Raw genomic sequence first — 22,851 nt, 5'->3', positions numbered from 1 at the left:
TGGTCCATTTCAAAGTCTTGAAAACTCAAGTGAGTCGATCAAGGCGCCGCGTCGGTCGGTCTGAGACCTGCGGCGCCGCATCGCTCGCTAGTTTTGGGAATTGGGTTTGGTCTTGAGCTTGCCCAGCAGCTTGTCCAGGGATTTCTGGTTCAGCGCCTTGGCCAGCGGGAAGTCCGCGGGCATCAGCGAACCGGCCTGCGGGTCGAGGCAGTGTTCGACCAGTGCCTGCAAACGTTCCAGCAGACGAGCGGGCAAGCGGCTGTCGGCATTTGGCGTGACGCTGTGCCATTCGACACGCAACACGCCGTCCTCCAGCCAGGCCACCACTTCACGGGCGTGGGTCACTCGGTTCACCGGGGCCACGTCCGGCGGCGGGGTCAGGCTGCTGGCGCGCAACCAGCCCTCTGGCGTTTGCTCATGCCCCAGGTAGTTGAACAGCACATCACCGTGGCTGGCCGGCAACTCGCCGCGCTGGCGCAGCAAGCCGTAGCCGAGGCCCAGGCCAGGTACGTCACGCAAGGCTTGCTTGGCGTTGCGCACTTGATCGCCCGCGGCGCCGCTGGCATTCACGCGCAGTGGGTAGAGGGTGGTGAACCAGCCGACGGTGCGGCCGACGTCCAGCCCGGCAAACGGTGCGTCACGCCCGTGGCGCTCCAGGTCCACCACGATGTCGCTGCGCTGTTCGGCCTCGGCCAGGGTCGCGGCGAGGGCGGCGATCAGCAGTTCTTCCGGTTGCGTGCGGTAAGCCGCATGGGATTCGGTCAGCCATTGGTGCGTGCGGCTGGCGTCCCAGCGGGCCGACAGGGTCTGGCGTTCGGCGACCGCGGCCATGGGCGGCTGGTTAGCGCCGATCTGGGCACTCCAGTAGCGATGCTCGGCGGCGACCTTGGCGGCATGGGCTTGCAGGTGCTCGCTCCATTGACGATACGTGGTGGTTTTCGCCGGCAACGTCGGGCTCTCGCCACGCTCCAGTGCCGGGTACAACTGCTGGAAGTCTTCCAGCAGCGGCGTCCAGGAAACTGCGTCCACCACCAGGTGATGGGCCACCAGGTATAGGCGCTGCGGGGTACCTTCCAGCAGCGCCGCGGCAAACAGCGGGCCGTGTTGCAGGTCCAGGCTTTGGGCAACTTGCAGCAGTTGTTCCGGGCGTTCGCAGCAGGTCAGTTGGGCCGCAGCCACTGGTGCGATGTGCGCCTGCCATTGGCCGTCGACGTCGGTGAAACGCAAGCGCAGGGCGTCGTGGTGGGCGACCAGTCGATCCAGCGTGGCTTGGACGATGGCCGGCACCAGGCGACGGTCGCTGTCGGCCAGTACCGATTGGTTCCAGTGCGCGACCTGGACCTGCTGCTGGTCGAAGAACCACTGGTGCAATGGCATCAGCGGCATCGGCCCGGTCACGTCACCTTGTTCGGCCTGGGTCAGCAACGCCGTGGTCACGTGGGCCAGGGCCGCTGGGGTTGGCGAACGGAACAAGTCCCGTGGGGTGAGCGAATAGCCCTGTTCACGCAAGCGCGAGATCAGTTTCAGGCCGAGGATCGAGTCACCGCCCAGGGCGAAGAAACTGTCCGAGGTGCCGACTTCACGGCCACCGGTCAAGGTGTCGCCGAGCAGCTCGCCGAACAACTGGCAGAGCAGGCGTTCCAGATCGTTGCGCGGTGCCGCGTAGTCCTTCTGGGTGTTCGGCAAGGGCAGGGCGGCGAGGGCCTTGCGGTCGATCTTGCCGTTGGTGCTCAGGGGCAGGGCCGGGATCTGCACCCATACCGCCGGCACCATGTAGGCCGGCAGCTCGGCCGCGAGCTGGGTGTCGAGGTCCGGTTGCGCGGCGCTACTGCTGTAGAACGCCACCAGGCGGTTGTCGATGACCAGGGTGCAGGCACCGGTGATGGCCGGCAGGTTCAGCAGGGCTGAGTCGATTTCCCCCAACTCGATGCGCTGGCCGCGCAACTTCACCTGATGGTCGAGACGCCCCAGGTACTCGATGTTGCCATCGGCCAGGAAGCGGCAACGGTCGCCGGTGCGGTACAGGCGATCACCGGCCACGAACGGGCTGGCGAGGAAGCGTTCCTCGGTCAGGTCCGGGCGTTTCAGGTAACCCCGGGCCACACCGACGCCGCCGATGTACAGCTCGCCGATGCTGCCAATCGGTAGCGGTTGCAGGACTTCGTCGAGGATGTACAAGCGCAGGTTGGCGATGGGCTTGCCGATCGGCACGATTGCATCGTCCGCCGAGCAGCGCCAGACCGAGACGTCGATGGCCGCTTCGGTCGGGCCATACAGGTTGACCAGCGCTGCCGGGTGCTGGCCCATGAAGCGCCGGACCAGGTCCACCGGCAGGGCTTCGCCACTGGCGAACACCTGGCGCAGGCTCTGGCAGTTGACCAGGCTCGGTTCCTCGACAAAGGCACGCAGCATCGACGGGACGAAGTGCAAGGTCGTGATCCGCTCCTGCTGGATCAACTGGCTGAGATAGGCCGGGTCGCGATGACCGTCCGGGCGGGCAACCACCAGGGTCGCGCCAGTGATCAGCGGCCAGAAGAACTCCCACACCGACACGTCGAAGCTGTACGGGGTTTTCTGCAGAACACGGTCGTTCGGGCCAATCGGGAAGGCGTCCTGCATCCAGTACAGACGGTTCATCAAGGCGCCGTGTTCGTTCATCACGCCTTTGGGTTGGCCGGTGGAACCGGAGGTGTAGAGCACATAGGCCAGGTCGTGGGCCTCGACAGTGATAGGTTCGAACGCTGGGGCTTGGGGCAGGGCGTCGAGGGTCCAGGCCTGATGCCCGGCCGGCAGGCGCGACAGCCACTGCGCTTGGGTCAAGGTGACCTTGGCATCGGCGTCTTCGATCAGGAACGCCAGGCGCGCGGCAGGCAACTCCGGGTCCAGCGGCAACCACGCGGCGCCGGCATGGACGATGCCGAGCAAGGCCACGACCATCTCCACCGAACGCTCCATGCACACCGGCACGATGCTGTCGGTGCCCACGCCAGCGGCGCGCAGGGCGCGGGCAACGGTTTGCGCCCGCTGGTCCAGCTCGGCATAGCTCAGGCGCTGGCCTTCGAACACCAGCGCAGGTGCGTTGGGGCTCAGGGCTGCTTGTTGGCTCAGGGCGGTGTGCAGGTTGGTCGGGCCGCTGTAGTGGCGCTCGGTGGCGTTCCAGCGGTCCAGTTGCTGCTGATCCTGCTGTTGCGGGAACAGTTCGACCAGGGTACGTCCAGGAGTGGCCACCAAGGCGTCAAGCAGCGCGCACCACTGCGCGCTCCAGCGTTGCATCGTCGCTTCGTCGTACAAGGCCGATTGGTATTCCAGCGCCAGCGTCATGTCGCTGCCGTCGTCCTGGACTTCCCAGCTCTGTTCAAACTTGGCGTCGATCACCGGCAGCATCTGTTCTTCGACGTTCAGCCCCGGCCATTGGCTGCTGTCGATGCGGCCATAGTTGAGGGAGAACAGCACTTGGAACAGCGGCGTGCGGTTCAAGTCGCGGTTCTGCGCAATGGCACCGACCAGGGTGGCGAAGGGCAGGTCAGCATGGGCTTGGGCTGCACGCAGGTCGGCCTCGAGGCTGGCCAGCAGTTGCTCGGCCGGGGCCCGTTGGTCGACGTCGCTGCGGATCACCAGGGTATTGACCAGGCAGGCCAGCAACGTCTGGGTTTGCCCATGGTCACGCTGGTCCGCCGGGGTGCCGAGACGAATCTCCCGCTGACCGCTGTAGCGGGCCAGCAGCGCGCTCAGGGCCGTGGCCAGCACCACGTAGGTGGTCGTGCCGCGCTGACGGGCGAACTGCCGGACGGCTTCGGCGCGCTGGGTTCCGAGGCGCACGGTGAGTTGCCGGGCGCGGCGATCCGCTTCGGCGCCGCGTGGATGGTCGATGGGCAGGTCGAGCTGGTAGTCGTCCTGGCCCAGGTGGTTTTTCCAGTAGTCCAGGCTGTCATTGCGCCGGGCCTGGGTGTCCGGGTGCTGTTGCCACAGGGCGAAATCGACGTAGTCGATTTCCAGCGGAGCCCAGGCGGGCGACTGCCCGTTCAGGCCGGCGGCGTAGGCCTGGGTCAGTTCGTCGATGAGCAACTGCATGGCCCAGCCGTCGGTGGCGCTGTGATGCAGGCATACCAGCAACAGGTTCTCGTCACTGCCTTGGCGTTGCAGCAGGTGCGCCCGCCAAGGCGCCGCGGCGGCCAGGTCGAACGGCGTCATCAGTGCGTTCTGGGCATTGGCACAGGTCGCTGCCCAGTCCTGGATTGCAACGCCAGTGACCGCGAGCGCCGGGCCGTGGTCGTCGATCAGCAATTGCGGCTCGCCGTCGACTTCGACGATACGGCTGCGCAGCACCAGGTGGCGCTGGCTGACCTGCGCAAAGGCCTCGCGCAAGACCTCGACCTGCAACTCGCCGCGCAAGGTCAGGGCGAATGGCATGTGGTACTCGCGGGACTCCGGTACCAGGCGGCTGAGCATCCAGAACCGGCGTTGAGCCAGGCCCAGGGGCAATTGCGCCGGGCGCGGTTGTGCGCTGATCGACTCACCGGGCATGGCCGCGCGCAGATGCTCGGCCAGGGCCGCGACCGTCGGTTGGGCGAACACCAGCGGCAAGGGCAGGGAAACCCCGAGGCGCTCACGGACCCGGCTGACCAGGCGGGTTGCCAGCAAGGAATGGCCGCCGAGTTGGAAAAAGTTGTCTTCGATGCCGACTTCCGCACCACCCAGCACTTCGCTGAACAGTTCGCAGAGCACGGTTTCAGTGACCGTGCGCGGCGCGGTGCGCGGCTGCTCGCTTTGGCTTTGTGGCAGCGGCGTGGCGGCCAATGCCTTGCGGTCGAGCTTGCCGTTGCTGTTGAGCGGCAGGTTATCGAGCTGCACGAACAGGCTTGGCTGCATGTGCGCGGGCAGGCTGTCACTCAGGTCGGCACGCAGGGTGACCTCATCGGCGTCACCGCACCAGAAACTCACCAGACGCTGGTCCAGCAACAAGGTGGCGGCGTCGCGAACACCGGCCAGTGCCAGCAGCGCAGCGTCGATTTCCCCCAGCTCGATGCGTTGACCGCGCAGTTTCACCTGATGGTCGAGACGCCCCAGGTACTCGATGTTGCCATCGGCCAGGAAGCGGCAACGGTCGCCGGTGCGGTACAGGCGATCACCGGCCACGAACGGGCTGGCGAGGAAGCGTTCCTCGGTCAGGTCCGGGCGTTTCAGGTAACCCCGGGCCACACCGACGCCGCCGATGTACAGCTCGCCGATGCTGCCAATCGGTAGCGGTTGCAGGGCTTCGTCGAGGATGTACAAACGCAGGTTGGCGATGGGTTTGCCGATCGGCACGATTGCATCGTCCGCCGAGCAACGCCAGACCGAGACGTCGATGGCCGCTTCGGTCGGGCCGTACAGGTTGACCAGCGCCGCCGGGTGTTGACCCATGAAGCGCCGGACCAGGTCCACCGGCAGGGCTTCGCCACTGGCGAACACCTGGCGCAGGCTCTGGCAGTTGACCAGGCTCGGCTCTTCGACAAAGGCCCGCAGCATCGACGGTACGAAGTGCAAGGTCGTGACCCGTTCCTGCTGGATCAACCGGCTGAGGTAGGCCGGGTCGCGATGACCGTCCGGACGGGCAACCACCAGGGTCGCGCCAGTGATCAGCGGCCAGAAGAACTCCCACACCGACACGTCGAAGCTGTACGGGGTTTTCTGCAGAACACGGTCGTTCGGGCCGATCGGGAAGGCGTCCTGCATCCAGTACAGACGGTTCATCAAGGCGCCGTGTTCGTTCATCACGCCCTTGGGTTGGCCGGTGGAACCGGAGGTGTAGAGCACGTAGGCCAGGTCGTTGGCGTCGACGCTGATCGGCTCTGCGACTTCAGCGATTGGCAACGCATCCAGCGTCCAGGCGTCATGTTCGGCGGGCAGGCGCGACAGCCACTGCGCCTGGGTCAAGGTGACCCGGGCGTCGGCGTCTTCGATCAGGAACGCCAGGCGCGCGGCAGGCAGTTCGGGATCCAGCGGCAGCCACGCGGCGCCGGCATGGACGATGCCGAGCAAGGCCACGACCATCTCCACCGAGCGCTCCATGCACAGCGGCACGATGCTGTCGGTGCCTATACCGGTTGCGCGCAGGGCACGGGCGACGGCTTGCGCCCGCTGGTCCAGCTCGGCATAACTCAGGCGCTGGCCTTCGAACACCAGCGCAGGTGCGTTGGGGCTCAGGGCTGCTTGTTGGCTCAGGGCGGTGTGCAGGTTGGTCGGGCCGCTGTAGTGGCGGTCGGTGGCGTTCCACTCGATCAGTTGGCGGTGACGCTCTGCCGCCGGCAGCGGTGTCCAATCGCCGAGGCGGGTCCGTGGCGCTTCGAGCATCGCCTCCAGCAGTTGTTGCCATTGTTCCAGCCAACGCCGGGCCGTGGTTTCGCTGAACAGCGCGGCGCGGTACTCCAGCAACACCGACAGCACCTCGCCGTCATGCACTTCCCAGTTCAGGTCGTACTTGGTGGCCTGGGCGGTCACGGCGCGTTCGCTGACCCGCAACTGCGGCCATGGCTGGCTCGACGAGTCGGCGTTCTGCATGGCGAACAACACTTGGAACAGCGGCGTCTGGCCGAGGCTGCGCGAAGGCTTCAAATGCTCGACAACCTGGTCGAAGGGCACGTCCTGATGCTGCTGGGCATCCAGCACACGGTTGCGCACCTGGTCGAGCAAACCTTCGAAGTCCAGCGCCGGATCGAGGTCGGCACGCATGACCACGGTGTTGACGAAGCAGCCGATCAGCGGCTGCAGCTCGGCGAATGGACGCTGGGCCACCGGGCTGCCAACCCGTACATCGCGCTGGTTGGCGTAGCGGCCCAACAGCAATTGCGCGGCGCCGAGCATGAGCATGTACAGGGTGGCGCCGCGGTGCTGGGCGAACTGTCGCAGGCGTTCCACCAGGACGGGCGGCAATTGCAGTTGGACCGCGCCGGCCGCCGGGGCGAGCTGGGTTGGCCGGCCCTGTTCGGTTGGCAGGTCCAGCAGGTAGTCGCCGTCCTCCAGTTGGTTGCGCCAGTATTCCAGTTGGCTGCTGAACGCGGTCTGTTGACCGGGTTCGCGCTGCCAGAGGGCGTACTCGGGGTATTGCAGCGCCAGCCCTGGCAGTGCTGCCGGGGCGCCCTGGCACTGGGCGGTGTAGCACTGTCGCAGTTCATCCAGCAGGTTCTGGCTGGAGGCGTCGTCGGTGGCGCAGTGGTGCACGTTGAGCAACAGCAGCGACTGTGCAGCGCCGCTGCGTTGCAATAGCGTGGCACGGACCGGCACTTCGGCGGCGAGGTCGAAGCGGCGGCCGGTTTCTGCGTGGATCGCCGCGTCGGTCAGTTGCTGCCATTGCTCGTCGCTGGTCGCGTGCAGTGCCGTCACTTGCACGCTGATATCGACCTGCGGTTCGATCACCAGCGCCAACTCGCCGTCGCTATCGCGCACGATGCGGCTGCGCAGGATCTCGTGGCGCTGGACCACGCTGTTCAAGGCCGTGTGCAGGGCCTGGACGTTGAGTTCGCCGTCCAGTTGCACGGCGCTGACCACGTTGTACTCGCCACCGCCGGTGCTCAGTTGTTCAAGGAACCACAAGCGTTGCTGTTCGAACGACAGCGGCAGGCGCGCCGGACGCGGTGCCGGGACAAAGGTCGCCGCCGGGGCTTGCCGGGGATCGCCCAGCAGCGCGGCCAAGGCGTCGAGGGTCGGGTGTTCGAACACCGCCCGCAACGGCGGCACGCTGGCGAACTGTTGGCGCAGGCGGGCAAACAATGTCGCCGCCAGCAGCGAGTGGCCGCCGAGGTAGAAGAAATGGCTGTCACGGCCGATCTGCGAAGACGGCACCTTCAGCAACTCGGCCCACAGGGCAGCCAGTTGCTGTTCGGCGGCGCTGCGGGGCGGATCGAGGGCGTCTGGCGCGGCTTGGATGTCCGGGGCCGGCAAGGCCTTGCGGTTGAGTTTGCCGTTGTCAGTCAGCGGCAGTTCATCGAGCAGTACGAATGCCGAGGGCACCATGTAGTCGGGCAGGGCGGCGCCAATGGCTTTGCGCCAGGCATGGATGTCGGCCTGCTGGTCGCACGTCACATAGGCGACCAGGCGCTTGTCGCCGGGCACGTCTTCACGGGCCAGCACCACGGCCTGGCGCACGCCCGGTTGGGCGCCGATCAAGGTTTCTATTTCCCCCAGCTCGACACGGAAACCACGGATCTTCACTTGATGATCCATGCGTCCCAGGTATTCGAGCTGGCCGTCGGGCAACCAGCGCACCAGGTCACCGGACTTGTACATCCGTGCCCCGGCCACGGTGGAGAACGGGTCTTCGATGAACACCTTCGCGGTCTGCTCGGCGCGGTTGAGGTAGCCCAGGGTCACGCCGGCACCGCCGATGTGCAGTTCCCCCGGGACGCCTACCGGCATCGGGTTGAGGAAGGCATCGAGCACGTAGGTGCGCACGTTGGCGATGGGCCGGCCGATGATTGGCCGCAGCGGGAAGTCATCCACCGCGCAACCAGTGGCATCCACCGTGCATTCGGTTGGGCCGTAGGTGTTGAAGAAGCGGCTGCCGACAATCGACGGCAGGCGTTGCCACAGTTGTGCGTCCACCGCATCGCCACCGAACAGCACGAAGCGCGGCAGGTACACCTCGCCACGCCGAACACCGTCGCTTTCGAGCAGGGCCTTGAGCTGTGCCGGGGTGCATTCGAAGGCGTCCAGGCGGGTGTCGCGGAAGAATCCGGCCAGGGCCTCAGGGTCGTAACGCACGTCTTCCGGGGTCAGGTACAGGCTGTGGCCGTCGAGCAACAGGATCAGCTCGGCCACCGAACTGTCGAAGGCGAACGAGTAGTTGAAGCTGGTGCGCATCGGCTGGTCGGTGTAGCGGCGATACAAGCCATGGATACGCGCCCAGGCCAGGTTGACCACCGAACCGTTGGTCACCAGGGTGCCCTTGGGCTTACCGGTCGAACCGGAGGTGTACATGATGTAGGCCAGGTCTTGCGGCCCGGCGAGCGGGGCAGGGTTGCTGTACGGCTGGTTGGCGAACAGGGCTGCGTCGCTGTCCAGGCGCAAGCGCGGCAGTTCGGCGCCCAACTGTTCCAACAGGCCTTGCTGGCCGAGCAACAGTGCCGGTTGCGCGTCTTCGAGCATGTACGCCAGGCGATCCACCGGGTAGGTCGGGTCCAGCGGCACATAGGCGCCACCGGACTTGAGAATGCCCAGCAGGCCGACCAGCAGTTCCAGCGAGCGCTCGACACACAGCGCCACCGGGCTGTTGGCGCCGACGCCCCGGCTGCGCAGGTAATGCGCCACCTGGTTGGCGCGCCGGTTGAGTTCGCCGTAGCTCAGGCTGCGGCCTTCGAAGCACAGGGCGTCACGCTCCGGGGTGCGTTCGGCCTGTTGTTCGAACAACTGGGCGAAGGTCAGGTGCGTTGGCACCGCCATCTCGGTGCGGTTCCACTCGACCACGGTGCGTTGCCATTCGGCGTCCATCAGCAACGGCAAGGCGGCGACCGGGCGTTGGGGCTCGGCGAGCATGTGTTCGAGCAGATGTTCCAGGCGCGCCAGGGTCTGGCGGGCGCTGTCGGCGACGAACAGATCGAGGGCGAACATCAACTCCAGCTGGATCGGCGCATTGGCCGGGCACAGCACGTGCAGGTCCAAGTCGCATTCGGAATGTCGCAGCGGCGTGTCCAGCGCTTCGAATGCCAGCCCGGGGAAGCGCAACCGTGACTCCATGGCCAGTTGCTGGGCGACCATCACCTGGTACAGCGGCGCATGGCTGAGGCTGCGTGGCAGTTGCAGGCTGTCCACCAGTTGCTCGAAGGGCAGGTCCTGGTGCAGCAGGCCACTGCGCAGACGTTCGGCCACCTGTTTGACCAGGGCAGTGAAACCGGCTTGCGGCTCGAAGTCCGCGCGGATCGCCAGGTTGTTCAGCAGGATGCCCAGCAGGCCTTCAGTGCCCGGCTGTTCACGGTGGGTGACCGGGGTGCCGACCAGCACCGTGGCATCGCCGCTCAAACGGTGCATCAGCACGGCGAAACCGGCGAACAGGACGGTGAACGGCGTGGTGCCGAGGCGACTGGCAAAGGCCTGTACCCGGGCGCTGAGGTCGGCGCTGAGTTCACGCTGCACGATCCCGGCGCGGTAGCTTTGCACCGACGGCCGTGGATGATCGGTGGGCAAGGCCAGCAGCGGGCTGGCGTCGCTGTCGCGCCGGTCGAGGGTGGTGGTCCAGTAGTCGAGTTGGCGCTTGAGTTCGGCGCCTTGCAGGTGTTCGCGCTGCCAGAGGGCGAAGTCGGCGTATTGCAGCGGCAGGGCCGGCAGTTTGGCAGGGGCGCCGTTGCAACGGGCTTCATAACCCAGGGCCAGTTCGCGCAGGGCGATGGTGGCCGACCAGGCGTCCGAGACCAGGTGATGCAGGGCGATGCCGAGCACGTGCTCGCCCGGCGCCAGGCGTAGCAAGCGCGCACGCAGCAGCGGTGGGCAGGTCAGGTCGAACGGCAGCTCGAAGGTGTCTTGCAGGGCATTGAACTGCGCGCCGGCGCGAGCGGTGGTGGTCAGCCCCGACAAGTCTTCGAAGGGCAGCGCGATGTCCAGCGCTGGGCTGATGCGCTGGCACGGCACGCCGTCGGTGCTGTGGATGCCGGTGCGCAGGATTTCGTGGCGCAGCAGCAGGTCGTTCAGGCTGGCGTGCAGCGCCTCGACATTGAGTTCACCCTTGAGGTGCAGGGCGAACGGGATGTTGAACAGGGTGGTGCCCGGCGTCAGTTGCTCGATGAACCACAAGCGTTGTTGCGAGAACGACAGCGGTAGCAGCGTCGGGCGTGGCTGGGCCTTGGGCACGCTGATCGCGCTGGCTTGCGGCGCGGCGGCCTCGGCCTGGCGGGCGGCGATGGCCACGGCCAGCAAGGCCACGGTCGGCTGTTCGAACAGCACCCGCAACGGCAGGTCGAGCTTGAACTGAGTGCGCAGGCGGGCAACGATCTGGGTCGCCAGCAGCGAGTGTCCGCCGAGGGTGAAAAAGTTGTCTTCCACGCCCACCGTGTCGCGCCCCAGGACCTCGGCCCAGATCGACGCGACGGTGGTTTCCAGCGCGTTGCGCGGGGCGATGCTTTGCTGGGTGTCGGCCTGCCAGTCCAATTCCCGGGCGGCCAGGGCCTTGCGATCGACCTTGCCGTTGTTGTTCAGGGGCAGTTTGTCCAGGCAGACGAACGCCGCCGGCACCATGTACGGCGGCAGTTGCGTGCGCAGGTGTTCGCTCAGGCCGTCGCTGCCCAGGGTTTCGTCATGGGCCGACCAGTACGCCACCAGCCAGGCTTCGCCGACGGTGTTTTCCCGCAGCAGGACGGCGGCTTCGCGTACGTTGGGGTGCTGGGCGAGACGGTGTTCGATTTCCGTCAGTTCGATCCGGTGCCCGCGCAGTTTGACCTGCTGGTCGCGGCGGCCGAGGTATTCGATCACCCCGTCTGCACGCCAGCGTCCCAGGTCACCGGTGCGGTACAGGCGACCTTCGAGTTGAGGGTGGTCGATAAAGGCTTCAACGGTGCGCTGCGGGTCGTGCAGGTAACCGCGGCCAACGCCGACGCCGCCGACACAGATTTCCCCGGCCACGCCCACCGGCACCGGGCGCAGGGATTCGTCCAGCACATACAGGCGGTTGTTGGCGGTCGGCTGGCCGATGGGCATGTGGCTGACCTCGGCCCCCGGTGCTTTGAGGATCGGCTGGAAGGCCACGTCGTCGGCGCACTCGGCCGGCCCGTAGGCGTTCATCAGGGCAATGTCGGGGAACCGTGCGAACCAGTCGCGGGCCACGGTCGGCGGCAGGGCTTCGCCGGTAGGCAACACCCAGCGCAGGTCCGGCAGTTGCAAGTCGCACGGGCACAGCGCGAGCAAGGTGCGCATCAGGCTCGGGACGATTTCCAGCACGTTCAGGCGCTCGCTGGCGAGCACCTGCAACAGGCGTTGCGGGTCGTGGGCAACTTCATCCGCAAGGATGTGCACGGTGGCACCGAGCACCGGTGCGGCAAGGAACTGCCACACCGAAATGTCGAACGCCACCGAGGCAGTCTGGGGAATCCGGTCGGCGGCGCTGAGCCCCAGGGCCGGTACTTTGCCGAAGATGTTGTTGAGCATGCCGCGCTGTTCGATCATCACGCCCTTGGGCGTACCGGTCGAACCCGAGGTGAACAGCACGTAGGCCAGGCTGTCGGGGCTGGCGAGCACCGGCAGTGGCGCGTCGTTGCCGGACGTCCAGCAGGCTTCGGCGAACAGCGCCTCGGGTGCCTGGTCGAGGCCGCTGAGCAGTTGATCGAGCAGGCCGCTGTAGGCTTCGCTGGCGACCAGGAGCGGGGCGCGGGACAGCCCGAGGATTTCCCGCAGGCGCTCGGGCGGGTGATTGACCTCAAGGGGCAGCATCGCCGCACCGGCCTTGAACACCGCCAGCATCATGCTCAACAGCGCCAGACCACGGGGGGCTACCAGCGCGACCAGTTGGTCTTCAGCAGCGCCGGCCTCGCGCAGGGCGTGGGCCAGGCGCGTGGAGCGCAGGTCCAGCTCGGCGTAGGTCAGCGACTCCCCGTCGCAGGTCGCGGCGATCTGTTCGCCGCGCTGAGCGACCTGGGCGGCAAACAGCTCGGCGTAGCTTTGCTCCAGCGGAAAATCGTGGGGGTTGAGCGCCCACTCGCCCAGCAACTGCTGACGTTCGTCGGCGGCCAGCAGCTCAAAGCTGGCCAACGGCGCCTCGGGTGCGGCGAGCATGTTGCGCACCAGGCTGGCGATGTGGCCCAGCAGGCGTTGCACGGTGGCGGCTTCGAAACGTTCGCGGTCATAGGAGACGCGGATGCCCAGCTGTTCGCCCGGCAGGATCACCACGGTCAAGCCGTAGTGGGTGTGCACGCTGTGGTCCATGCCTTCGAGGCTGAACTGGAAGCCGCCTTCGAGGATCTGTTCGTCGATGGGTGCGTTTTCAAATACCAGGATGCTGTCGAACAGGGTCTCGCCCCGGGGGAAATCGCTCCAGCCCTGGATGTCGGTCAAGGGCGTGTGTTCGAAGTCGCGCATGTCGACGTTGAGCTTTTGCAAGTCGCCCAGCCAACTGCCGAGCGAGGCGCTCGGGTCCACCGAAACCCGCAGCGGCAAGGTGTTGATGAACAGGCCGATCATTTCCGCGACACCGGTCAGGTCGGCCGGGCGCCCGGCCACGGTGACGCCGAAGACCACGTCCTGTTGCCCGCTGTAGCGTGATAGCAGCAGCGACCAGACGCCCTGGAAGAACGTGTTCGGGGTGATCCGGCGACTGCGGCAGAACGCCGCCAGTGCCTGGGTTTCCTGTTCGTCGAGGTGAATCAGTTGGTCGTCCACCAGCACCGCATCGGTGTAGCGGTCGCGGGTCACGCCGTTGTCCACGGTCAGCGGCGTGGGGGCATTGAGACCTTGCAGCTGGCCGCGCCAGAACTGCTCGGCCTCGCTCGCGTCCTGGTGTTGCAGCCACTGGATGTAATCGCGAAACGGCCGCGGGCTTTTCAGCTCTGGCGTGCGGTCGTTGCACAGTGCTTCGTAGACTTTGAGGAAGTCCACGGTCACCAGGGAAATGCACCAGGCGTCCATCAGGATGTGGTGGAAGCTGCGAATGAATTCGTAGGACTCATCGCCCAGGCGGACCAGCCGGAAGCGAATCAGCGGTGGCTTCGACAGGTTGAAGCCGACTTTCTGCTCGTCTTCCAGCAGCGTGCGGATTCGCGCTTCCTGCTCATGGGGGGCGAGCCCACGCAGGTCGAGGGTGTCCAGCGGTACCTTGACCTGGCGATGGATCACCTGCACCGGTTGCTTCTGGCTTTTCCATTGGAAACTGGCGCGCAGGGAAGGGTGCAACGCCACCACCTGGCGCCACGATTCGAGGAACGCCCCTTCATCGATAGCCCCGCCGATGCGGTAGCGATCCTGCATCAGGTACACACCGGAGTCTTCGTGCAGCAGGGAGTGGAACAGCATCCCTTGTTGCAGCGGCGACAGCGGGTAAATGTCTTCGATCGGGTTACCGGTGGTTTTTTCGGTGGTCATTGAAAGCGTCCTGCGTAAAAGGGGCAACGGTGATGGCGGGGCGACGGGACGAGCCGCTCACAGGTCGGCCTCGTCCAGTTCGGCCATCAGCGCTTGCATTTCGTCATCGGACAGGCCCGAGGCGCTGAACTCGGTGCTGTCGGCTTGCGGCTCGGCGGCGCTCGGTGCCAGCGGTTGCGCGACCTCGGCCATGGCCGCGATGGTCTGGCGTTCGAAGACTTGCTTGGCCGAAAGCGCGATGCCTTGCTCGTGGGCCTGGGCCACCACTTGCAGGCTCAGGATCGAGTCGCCGCCGATGGCGAAAAAGTTGTCGGTGACACTCACCGTCAAGAGCTTCAAGACCTTGGCGACGATGGTTTGCAGGGCGGTTTCCATGGCGTTGCGCGGCGCCACGTGGGCACTTTCGTCGAACGAGTCGGGGTCGGGCAATTGGCGGGTGTCGAGCTTGCCGTTGGGCGTGCGCGGAAAGCTTGCCAGGGTCAGCACCAGGGCCGGCACCATGTACGACGGCAGGCGCTCGCCGAGGAAACGCTTGATCGCCTCGGAGTCCGGTGCGTAGCCGTGGGCGGCGAGGATGTAGGCGAGCAGGCGCTTGCCGGCGGCGTGTTCCTGGACGATCACCGCGGCTTCGCGCACGTCGCTGTGGCTGCACAACTGGCGTTCGATTTCACCCAGCTCGATGCGGTAGCCGCGCACCTTGACCTGATGGTCCTTGCGCCCCAGGAACGCCAGGCGCCCGTCGGCCAACCAGCACGCCAGGTCGCCCGTACGGTAGGCGCGAGTGCCGTCGGCCAGGGTGACGAAGGCCTTGGCGGTTTCTTCGGGTTTGTGGCGATAGCCGCGGGCCAGGGTCGGGCCGGCGAGGACGATTTCCCCTGGTTCGCCAATGCCGCAGGCAGTGTCGAACTCGTTCAGCAGGCGCAGGTCCATGCCGGCGATGGGGCGGCCAATGCTGACGTTGCGGTTTGGCTCCAACACCTCATAGGTGGCCCAGACGGTGGCTTCGGTGGGACCGTATTCGTTCACCAGCCGGGCGTGGGGCAGGGTCTTGCTGTGTTGCGCGATCAGCGATGGCGGGCAGGCTTCACCGGCGACGATCCAGCAGGCGAGGCTGTCGGTGCCTGCGCTGCGCTGCAATTGATCGAGCAGGGCCTGGTACAGCGATGGCAGCGACAGACCGTGGCTGACCTGATGCTGGGCAATCAGTTGCGCCAGGCGGGACATTTCCAACTCTTCACCCGGGGCGGGCAAGACCAGGCGTCCGCCTTGGGCCAGGGTCCAGAAAATCCCGGCGACCGAACTGTCGAAGGCGAACGACGACAGCAGCAAGTAGGCGCGCACCGGAGTCTCATAGGCGGCCATGCGCACCTGGGTCGAGAAGCTCAGTGCGCCGTGGCTGATTTCCACGGCCTTTGGCGCACCGGTAGAGCCCGAGGTGTAGATCAAGTAGGCGAGGTCGTTCGCGTCCGGCAACGGCAGCGCCGGCCAATCGCCGAGGTCCGGCGCTGCCAGGTCATCCAGCACGAAGCGTTGCAGGGTGGCTGGCACGCTGTCGGCCAGTTCGCTGCTGACCACGATGTGGGCAATGGTGCTGTCGGCGAGCATGTAGGCGCGACGGTCGGCTGGGTAGGTCGGGTCGATCGGCACGTAGGCGCCGCCGGCTTTCAACACGGCGAGTATGGCGACAATGGCCGCGTTGCTGCGGGCGAACAGGATGCCGACGGGCACGCCAGGACCGATTCCGGCCGCGACCAGTCGATGGGCCAGTTGCGTGGCGCAGGCGTCGAGGTGGCTGTAGCTCAGGTCACCGTTCTGGTCGCTGAGGGCAATGGCGTCTGGCTGTTGGCGAACCTGACGGGCAATCAATTCCACCAGCGTCACCGGTTCGATGGCCGGCACGCTCGTGCTGGTGCCGATCAACTGAGATTGCAGCGTTCCACCCAAGGGCAGTTGGGCCCAGGCCCGTTGCGGTTCAGCCAGGGCGCCTTGCAGCAGTTGCAGCCATTGCTCGGCGAGGCAACCCGCGGCTTCGGCGCTGAGGGCATGGCGGTCGTAGACCAGCTGCGCGTGCAGGTTGGCGGGCAACTGGCGTACGTTCAGGCAGGCCTTCAGCGGGTTCATCACCGCGCTGGCATGACGCTCCCGGGTATCGCCCGAGCGCCAGGCAAAGGCATAGCCGGCGTTGAGGTGGCCGGTGTAATAGTCTTGCCAGCCGACAGCCCGTTCCACGGTGGCGGCCACTTGCGTGCTTTGTTCCAGCAGGGTCGCCTGGGCATCCAGTTCGATGCTCACGGGCAGGCACTGCTCGAACAGGCCCAGGGTGTTTTCCAGCTCCGCGCCGCGACTTTCATGGATCAGGGTGAGCGGCACCTGTTGCTGGCCGGCCAATCGTCCCAGCACCGCTGCCCATGCCGCCAGCAGCAGGTCCGGGGTCAGGGCCGAGTGACGGGCGAGGTCGCTCGGCAGAGTCAGGTCCAGCCGGGTCGGCGCGAACCCGCCATCGAGGGCCACTTCGAGCGGCAGCTGCAAGGTGGCCTGCTCGGTTTCGCCCGAGGGTTTCCAGAAGCTCACGCCCGGATGGTCCGGCGCGTCTTCAACCAGGCTCCAGCGCCATTCGGCGTAGTCGGCGTACTGCAAGGTGTCGGCCAGGTCCGTTGCGCTGTCTTGCAGCAGTGCGCCGGCCAGCCATTTCAGGCTGGCGAGGTCGAAGTGGCTGCTGGCCGCCGCCAGGTCCAGGACCGCATGTTCATCGGACAGGCGCACCAGGGTCACGCACAGTGGGGTTGCCCAGTCGCGGGACTGGGTAGCGAGCCGGGCCAGCGCGGCGTCCTGGTCGGCGCGGTTGCGTTGGCGCAGGTCCTGGAGATTCACCGCCAGCGAGCCGGCTTCGTCGATCACCTGCACCGGGTGGCGCAGGCCGGGCACGGGCATCAGGCGCGTGCGCAGGATTTCACTGCCGGCCACCAGGGCTTGCAGGCGGTTGTCCAGTGCAGCGACGTCCAGCGACTGTGACAGCGACCATTGCAAATGGCAGCCGAACGGGTGCTCCGCCGCGCCGTTGATGTGGGGGTAAACCGATGCCTGTTGCGGCGAAATACGAAAACCTTGAAGTTCGCTCATGTTCATCTCGACTGGAAAAGGGCTTGAGCCTGGATCACCGCACAGACGCTGGGGCTTGCTGGACACGTGTCAGGCAAGCCTCCTGCGAACGGCGGGTGGACCCGTTGAATGTCAGACGGCGACGTCGCTCGACAGCAGGGCTTCAGCCATGCCGGTCATGATGGCGCGCTTGCCGGTAAAGGGTTCGCGACCGTGCACGGCGAGCATGTTGTCGATGAACAACACGTCCCCCTGTTGCCAACTGAACCGCACCAGCGAATCGAGGTAGGCCGCACGCAGCGATTGCAGTACGTGTGGCTCGATCGGTTCGCCATCGCCATAAAAGGTGTTGGTGGGCAGGTCGAGGTCGTTGAAGTTGCTTTGCAGCGAATCGCGGATTCGCTCAGGCAGGGTGCTGATGTGGAAGAACGTGGCGTGGTTGAACCAGACCTCTTCACCGGTGCGCGGGTGGCGCACCACGGCCGGCCCGCGTTGGCGGGTGCGCAGGCGATTGCTGTCTTTCCATTCCACTTCGATGCCGACGCTGGCGCAGTAGGCCTCCACTTCGCGGCGGTCTTCGGACTGGAACACGGTCTGCCACGGCAGGCCGAAACCGTCGCCGTAGTTGCGCACGTACAGCACGCCTTTTTCCCGGAATCGCGCTTCGATCTGCGGGCTGATCCCGGCCTTCACGGCGCGGGTCGAGCCAATCGGTGTTTCACCACCGGTCTCGGACGGCAGTTGGCAGTAGAAGAACAGCCGCAGTGGAAAGCGCGGCGAGTAGGAGTGCTCGTTGTGGGGGAAAATCATCTGGTCGGCCGGGTAGTCGGTCGAGGTGTAGATGTTGCCGCCGACCCGTGTCCGGGGCGAGGCGCGGAACATGTATTCCAGAGCGCCGGGGGAAAGGGCGGCGATCACTTGGTCGAACTGCTCGACGGACGCGACGTTGAAGCCGCGAAACAGCAGGGCGCCGTACTCCAGCAGTTTCTTTTCCAGCGACTCGCGTTCCCGGGTGGCCCAGGCGATCAGGTCGACGCCGCTGACCGCCGGCTCGATCACCAGGGGCAGGGCGTGGTCCGGGCTGAGCAGGCGCTCGGTGACCAACTGTTGTTCCGAGACGTTCATGGCTTTGCGACGCACGGCGCCGAGGGCGCGTGGCGATGGGGGCACGATAGACATAACGGCATCCGACTCGGTTAAAGGGACAAGGTGCGACGTTTGGCTTGCATCATCTGGCTGCGACCGGCCAGCGCCTGTGACTGTTGTCGCTCACGGGTAAAGGCCTGGTCCCAGTTATCGATGCGCTCGGCCAATGCCGGCAGCGGCTCGTCCAACAGGGTGTGTAGCTGTTCCAGCAGGCCCGTCCACAGGTGTTGCAGGCGCAGGGCACGCTGCTGGTCGAAGTATTCGCCGCGATACTTGAGGGTCGCGGCGAGGCCTTCGCTGCCGTGCACGAGGTCGAGCACCAGGTGGAAATCTCCCGGTGCCTGGGCCACGTCCAGCGCGGACAGCTGCGCGCCGGCGATGGCGGTCGGGGTCACCCGTGACGGTTGATAGTTGAGCTTGACCTGGAACAGTGGCGAGTGACCGGGACGGCGTTGCGGCGCAAGGGCCGAGACCACCAGATCGAAAGGCAGACCTTGATGGGCATAGGCCAGGCGCGCTTCATCGCGAACCCGCTCAAGGAAACCGGCCAGGGTCGGTTCGCCGCGCAAGTTGCAACACAGGGTCAACTGGTTGACGAAGAAACCGATGACGTCACTGTGCTCGGCCAGTGGCCGGCCGCTGACGTCGGTGCCCAGCAGGAATTGCTGCTGGCCGCCCAGTTGCTTGAGCACCAGTTGGTAGCTGGCCAGCAACAGCATGAACAAGGTCATGCCTTGCTCGCGGGCCAGTGCTGCCAGCCGTTCGCAGCGGGCCTGGGGCACGCTGAAATCCAGGCTGTGTTCGCCCGGGGCCTGGCCGCTGCCACCGAGTGCCACCGTTTGCGGCATGCCGGCCAGGTGTGTGCGCCAGAAGTCCTGCTCGATGGCGATCCGCTGTTCGCTCCAGTACCGGGCTTCCCATTGGGCGAAATCGAGGTATTGCCCCGGCAGCGCGACGTCTGCCGAGCCTGCCAGTTCCGCCAGCAGCACTTGCGCCGAACGCCCGTCGAAGGCGATGTGGTGCAGGGTCAGCAGCAGGTCATGCTGGTGGTCCTGTCGGCTAAGCAACTGCGCTCGCAGCAGCGGGCCGGCTTGCAAATCGACAGGGGTGGCGTGTTCGTGGGCCAGGTGCTCGCTCAGCGCCTGCTGTTGCTGCGCTTCATTCTGCTCGCGCAAATCATGATGGATCAGCGCTACCGCCGTGGCCGGCAACACCTGTTGTTGCGGGCCATCGACACCGTCGCGGTACACCGTGCGCAACACGCCATGCCGCTCGACCAGCGTGTTCAAGCGCAGGGCCAGGGCCTCGATGTCCAACGGCCCTTGCAGGCGCAGATGCAGCACCAGGTTGTGGCGGGTGTCGTCCGGGTTCAGTTGGCGCAGGAACCACAGGCGACGCTGGGCGAACGACTGATGGCCCTGGTTGAGGTTGGCCTGCTCGGTCGAGGCTTCGGCCGTGGGCGCCGGTTCATTCAGGAAACCTTGCAGGGCCAGCGCCCATTGTTCCAGGGTGATTTCCCCGAACAAGTCCTGGGTCTCGAGATTCCAGCCCAGGTCCCGGTGCAGGCGCGCAGCGAAGTCGGCCACGCCGATGGAGTCCAGGCCCTGGCCGATCAGGCTGCGTTCGAAATGGGCGGACAGATACGGGTTGACCGCGTGCAGCGTCTGTTCCAGCCATTGGCGGCAGGCGACCTGGGCCTGTTGCGGCGTCTGGGCCACCAGGCGCTTGAACTGGGCAAGGTCAAGGGTCTCGCCGTGCGAGGCATGCTGCCCACCGCTCTGGGCGATGATGCTCAATGTGCCGGCGGCCAGCTGCTTGCGTGCGCCTTGACGGGCGATCTTGCCGCTGGTGGTCATCGGGATGGTGCCGGCTTGCACCAGCACAATCTGGTCGATGCCACAGTCGGCGGCTTCGCTCACGGCGTTTTGCATCGACGCGAACAGCGCCGGATGATGCGCCGGGTCGACGAACTTGCGCTGCGGCTCGGCGACGATCACCAGTTTCTCGCGGCCCAGGGCCGGGTCCATTTCCGAGAAGGCGGCGATGCGTCCGGTACGGATGCCCGGCTCGGCGTCGGTGATGGCGAATTCGATGTCGTGGGGATAGAGGTTGCGTCCGTTGAGAATCAGCAGGTCCTTGAGCCGTCCGCAGATCACCACCTGGCCTTCGTGCATGAAGCCCAGGTCGCCGGAGCGCAGATAATGCTCCGATGAACCGACAATCCGTGCTTCAAAGGCTTCGCGAGTGGCCTCGGGGTTCTTCCAATAGGACTCGGCGTTGCTCGGGCCCTTGAGCCAGACTTCGCCGATGCGCTCGGCGGCGCAGCGTTCGAAGGTGTGCGGGTCGACGATGGCGATGCCGTGCAAGGCTTGCGGGTAACCGCAGGCGACGAACTCCACGGCAGCGGCATCGGCCGTCGCCAGGGCCACGCGACCGGTCTCCAGCACGGTCTTGTCCAGGCGCAGCACCACTGGCAGCGCATCGGCCGGCGTGGCGCTGACGCACAGGGTCGCTTCGGCCTGGCCATACCCGGGGCTGATGGCCAACGGGTTCAGGCCACACGCGGCAAAGCGCTGGGCGAAAGCTTCCAGGGTGCCAGGGTGGATCGGTTCGGCACCGTTGATCGCGTGTTTCCAGGCGCTCAGGTCAAGCTGCGCGATCAGGTTGTCGCTGACCACGCGGTTGCACAGGGCATAGGCGAAGTTGGGGGCGAAACTGGCGGTGGCGCGGTAGCGACTCAACGCCTGCAACCAGGTCGACGGCGCATTGACGAACGTCTGGGACGCCATCAGGTAGCAGGGCATGCCGCTGTAGAGCGGGGCCAGCATGCCGCCGATCAGGCCCATGTCGTGGTATAGCGGAAGCCAGTTGACCATGGCGCCGTGCTCGTCGAAAGCGTACGCCTGGCGCATCAGTTCGACGTTGGCGATCAGGTTGCGTTGACGCACCTCGACGCCTTTTGGCGAACCGGTAGAGCCGGAGGTGTATTGCAGGAAGGCCACGGTCGAACCGTCGATGACCGGGCGTTGCCACTGGCTGGCCGGTGGCGTGCCCAGGTCCTGGACGGTCAGCACATCGACGCGACCCTCCACCAGTTCCAGCAAACCTTCGCAATAATCTGCCGGTGCGAGAATCAGCGCCGGTTCGGCATCCACCACCACGTTGCGGACGCGATCGAGGTGGCGCGGTTTGCGCGACGGCGGCGGAAACAACGGCACGGCAATCAGCCCGGCATACAGGCAGGCACAGAAGGCGCGGGCGTAGTCGAGGCTGCTGGGCAGCATCAGCAGCACCCGATCACCCGGTGCATAACGCGCTTGCAGCGCGACTGCGAGGGATTGGGATTGCTCGTGCAACTGGGCAAAAGTCAGGGTTTCGCCGATCTCTACGCCGTCCGGCAGAAAATGCAGGGCCGCACGATGAGGGAAGTGCTGGGCGTTGGCTTCCAGCACGTCGATCCAGTGTTCGAATGAAAACATGTGCAATTCACGCCATGGCCACGATGACTTTGCGGTCACCGGTGAAAGGATTGCGACCGTGTGCAACCAGTCGGTTGTCGAGCATCAGGATATCGCCGGGCTGCCAGGGAAAACTGATGGCAGTCTCGCGGTAGACCTCGCGCACGGTGTCGAGCATGTCGTCGGCAATCGGCGAGCCGTCGCCGAAATAGACATGGCGCGGCAGGTTCTCTTCACCCACCGCCGCCAGCAGGCTGGCGCGTACGCTCGGTTCGATGGCCGAGACATGGAACAGGTGCGCCTGGTTGAACCAGACCCACTCACCGGTATCGGGATGCTGCTGCACGGCGGCGCAACGCTGGCGGGTGCGCAGGTCGCCATCGGCTTTCCATTCCCACTCGATGTCGTTGTCCTGGCAGTAGCGTTCGACCTGGGCGCGGTCCTGGGTGTTGAAGACTTTTTCCCAGGGCAGGTCCAGGGCGCCGCTGTAGTTGCGCACGTAGAGCAACTCGCGGCTGGCGAACAGCTCGCGAATCTCGGCAGGCATGCGCTGGTAGATAAGGCGGCTGTCGGCAATCGGGGTCTCGCCACCGGTTTCGCTGGCCTTGATGCAGTGGAACCAGATGCGCGAAGGCCAGGGGCGGGTGTAGGCCTGTTCGTTGTGCAGCGGGATGAATTGATGGGCCGGATACTCGGTGGAGCTATAGACCCCGGCGAAGACTTTGCTGCGCGGTGTGGAGCCGAATTCGTAACTGGCCAGCGGTGCGCCGAAGCTGGCAGCGAAGCGCTTGAAATCAATGGGCGTGGCGACGGTGAAACCGCGAAACAACACGCCGCCAACGGTGCTCAGGACTTGGGCCAGGCTATCGCGGATCGAGGTGTCCAGATCGTGGATCGACTGCCCCGATGTCCCCTGCACCAGCACGGGGAGCGATTGGGCGCTTGCATCCGTGGGCGCCGTTGAAAAAAGCTCGGAACGCCCGTTCAGGTGTTCGATTGAGGTCATCCTTGTGCATCCTCTTATAGCGTCTTCGACCAGTCACAAGACCATGAAAGCAGGGCAGCGGTCAGCGATGTAGGACTCGTCTGTAATGTATGTAAGGCAATACAAGAC

At 65.8% G+C, this 22,851-nt stretch carries 5 protein-coding genes; all 5 read right to left on the bottom strand.

From position 1 onward, the window contains the following. Positions 1-87 precede the first annotated feature (87 nt). Positions 88-14,034: a non-ribosomal peptide synthase/polyketide synthase gene (locus tag AB4O22_RS13505; protein ID WP_460096477.1), complete on the bottom strand. Its 13,947-nt coding sequence runs from the start codon at positions 14,032-14,034 to the stop codon at positions 88-90. A gap of 57 nt (positions 14,035-14,091) precedes the next feature. Then, the gene (locus AB4O22_RS13500) at positions 14,092-17,154 is read right to left on the bottom strand and encodes a non-ribosomal peptide synthetase (protein WP_460096476.1); all 3,063 of its coding nucleotides are present in this window, start codon (positions 17,152-17,154) and stop codon (positions 14,092-14,094) included. A gap of 111 nt (positions 17,155-17,265) precedes the next feature. After that, positions 17,266-18,312, bottom strand: coding sequence for a TauD/TfdA family dioxygenase (locus AB4O22_RS13495; RefSeq protein WP_223471717.1), 1,047 nt, complete (start codon positions 18,310-18,312; stop codon positions 17,266-17,268). A gap of 17 nt (positions 18,313-18,329) precedes the next feature. Then, entirely contained in the window at positions 18,330-21,758 is a 3,429-nt protein-coding gene (locus AB4O22_RS13490; protein ID WP_460096474.1) for a condensation domain-containing protein, read from the bottom strand. Between the two features lie 7 nt (positions 21,759-21,765). Next, entirely contained in the window at positions 21,766-22,743 is a 978-nt protein-coding gene (locus AB4O22_RS13485; RefSeq protein ID WP_223471719.1) for a TauD/TfdA family dioxygenase, read from the bottom strand. Positions 22,744-22,851 lie beyond the last annotated feature (108 nt).

This window comes from Pseudomonas sp. S3_B11, from assembly GCF_054667715.1.
This window is presented reverse-complemented; position numbering and strand designations above follow the sequence as displayed.

What these genes read in the sequence shown, in the direction of transcription:
- AB4O22_RS13500 (WP_460096476.1), bottom strand. Translation starts at nt 17,154, where the DNA reads ATGAGCGAACTTCAAGGTTTTCGTATTTCGCCGCAACAGGCATCGGTT.
- AB4O22_RS13505 (WP_460096477.1), bottom strand. Translation starts at nt 14,034, where the DNA reads ATGACCACCGAAAAAACCACCGGTAACCCGATCGAAGACATTTACCCG.
- AB4O22_RS13490 (WP_460096474.1), bottom strand. Translation starts at nt 21,758, where the DNA reads ATGTTTTCATTCGAACACTGGATCGACGTGCTGGAAGCCAACGCCCAG.
- AB4O22_RS13485 (WP_223471719.1), bottom strand. Translation starts at nt 22,743, where the DNA reads ATGACCTCAATCGAACACCTGAACGGGCGTTCCGAGCTTTTTTCAACG.
- AB4O22_RS13495 (WP_223471717.1), bottom strand. Translation starts at nt 18,312, where the DNA reads ATGTCTATCGTGCCCCCATCGCCACGCGCCCTCGGCGCCGTGCGTCGC.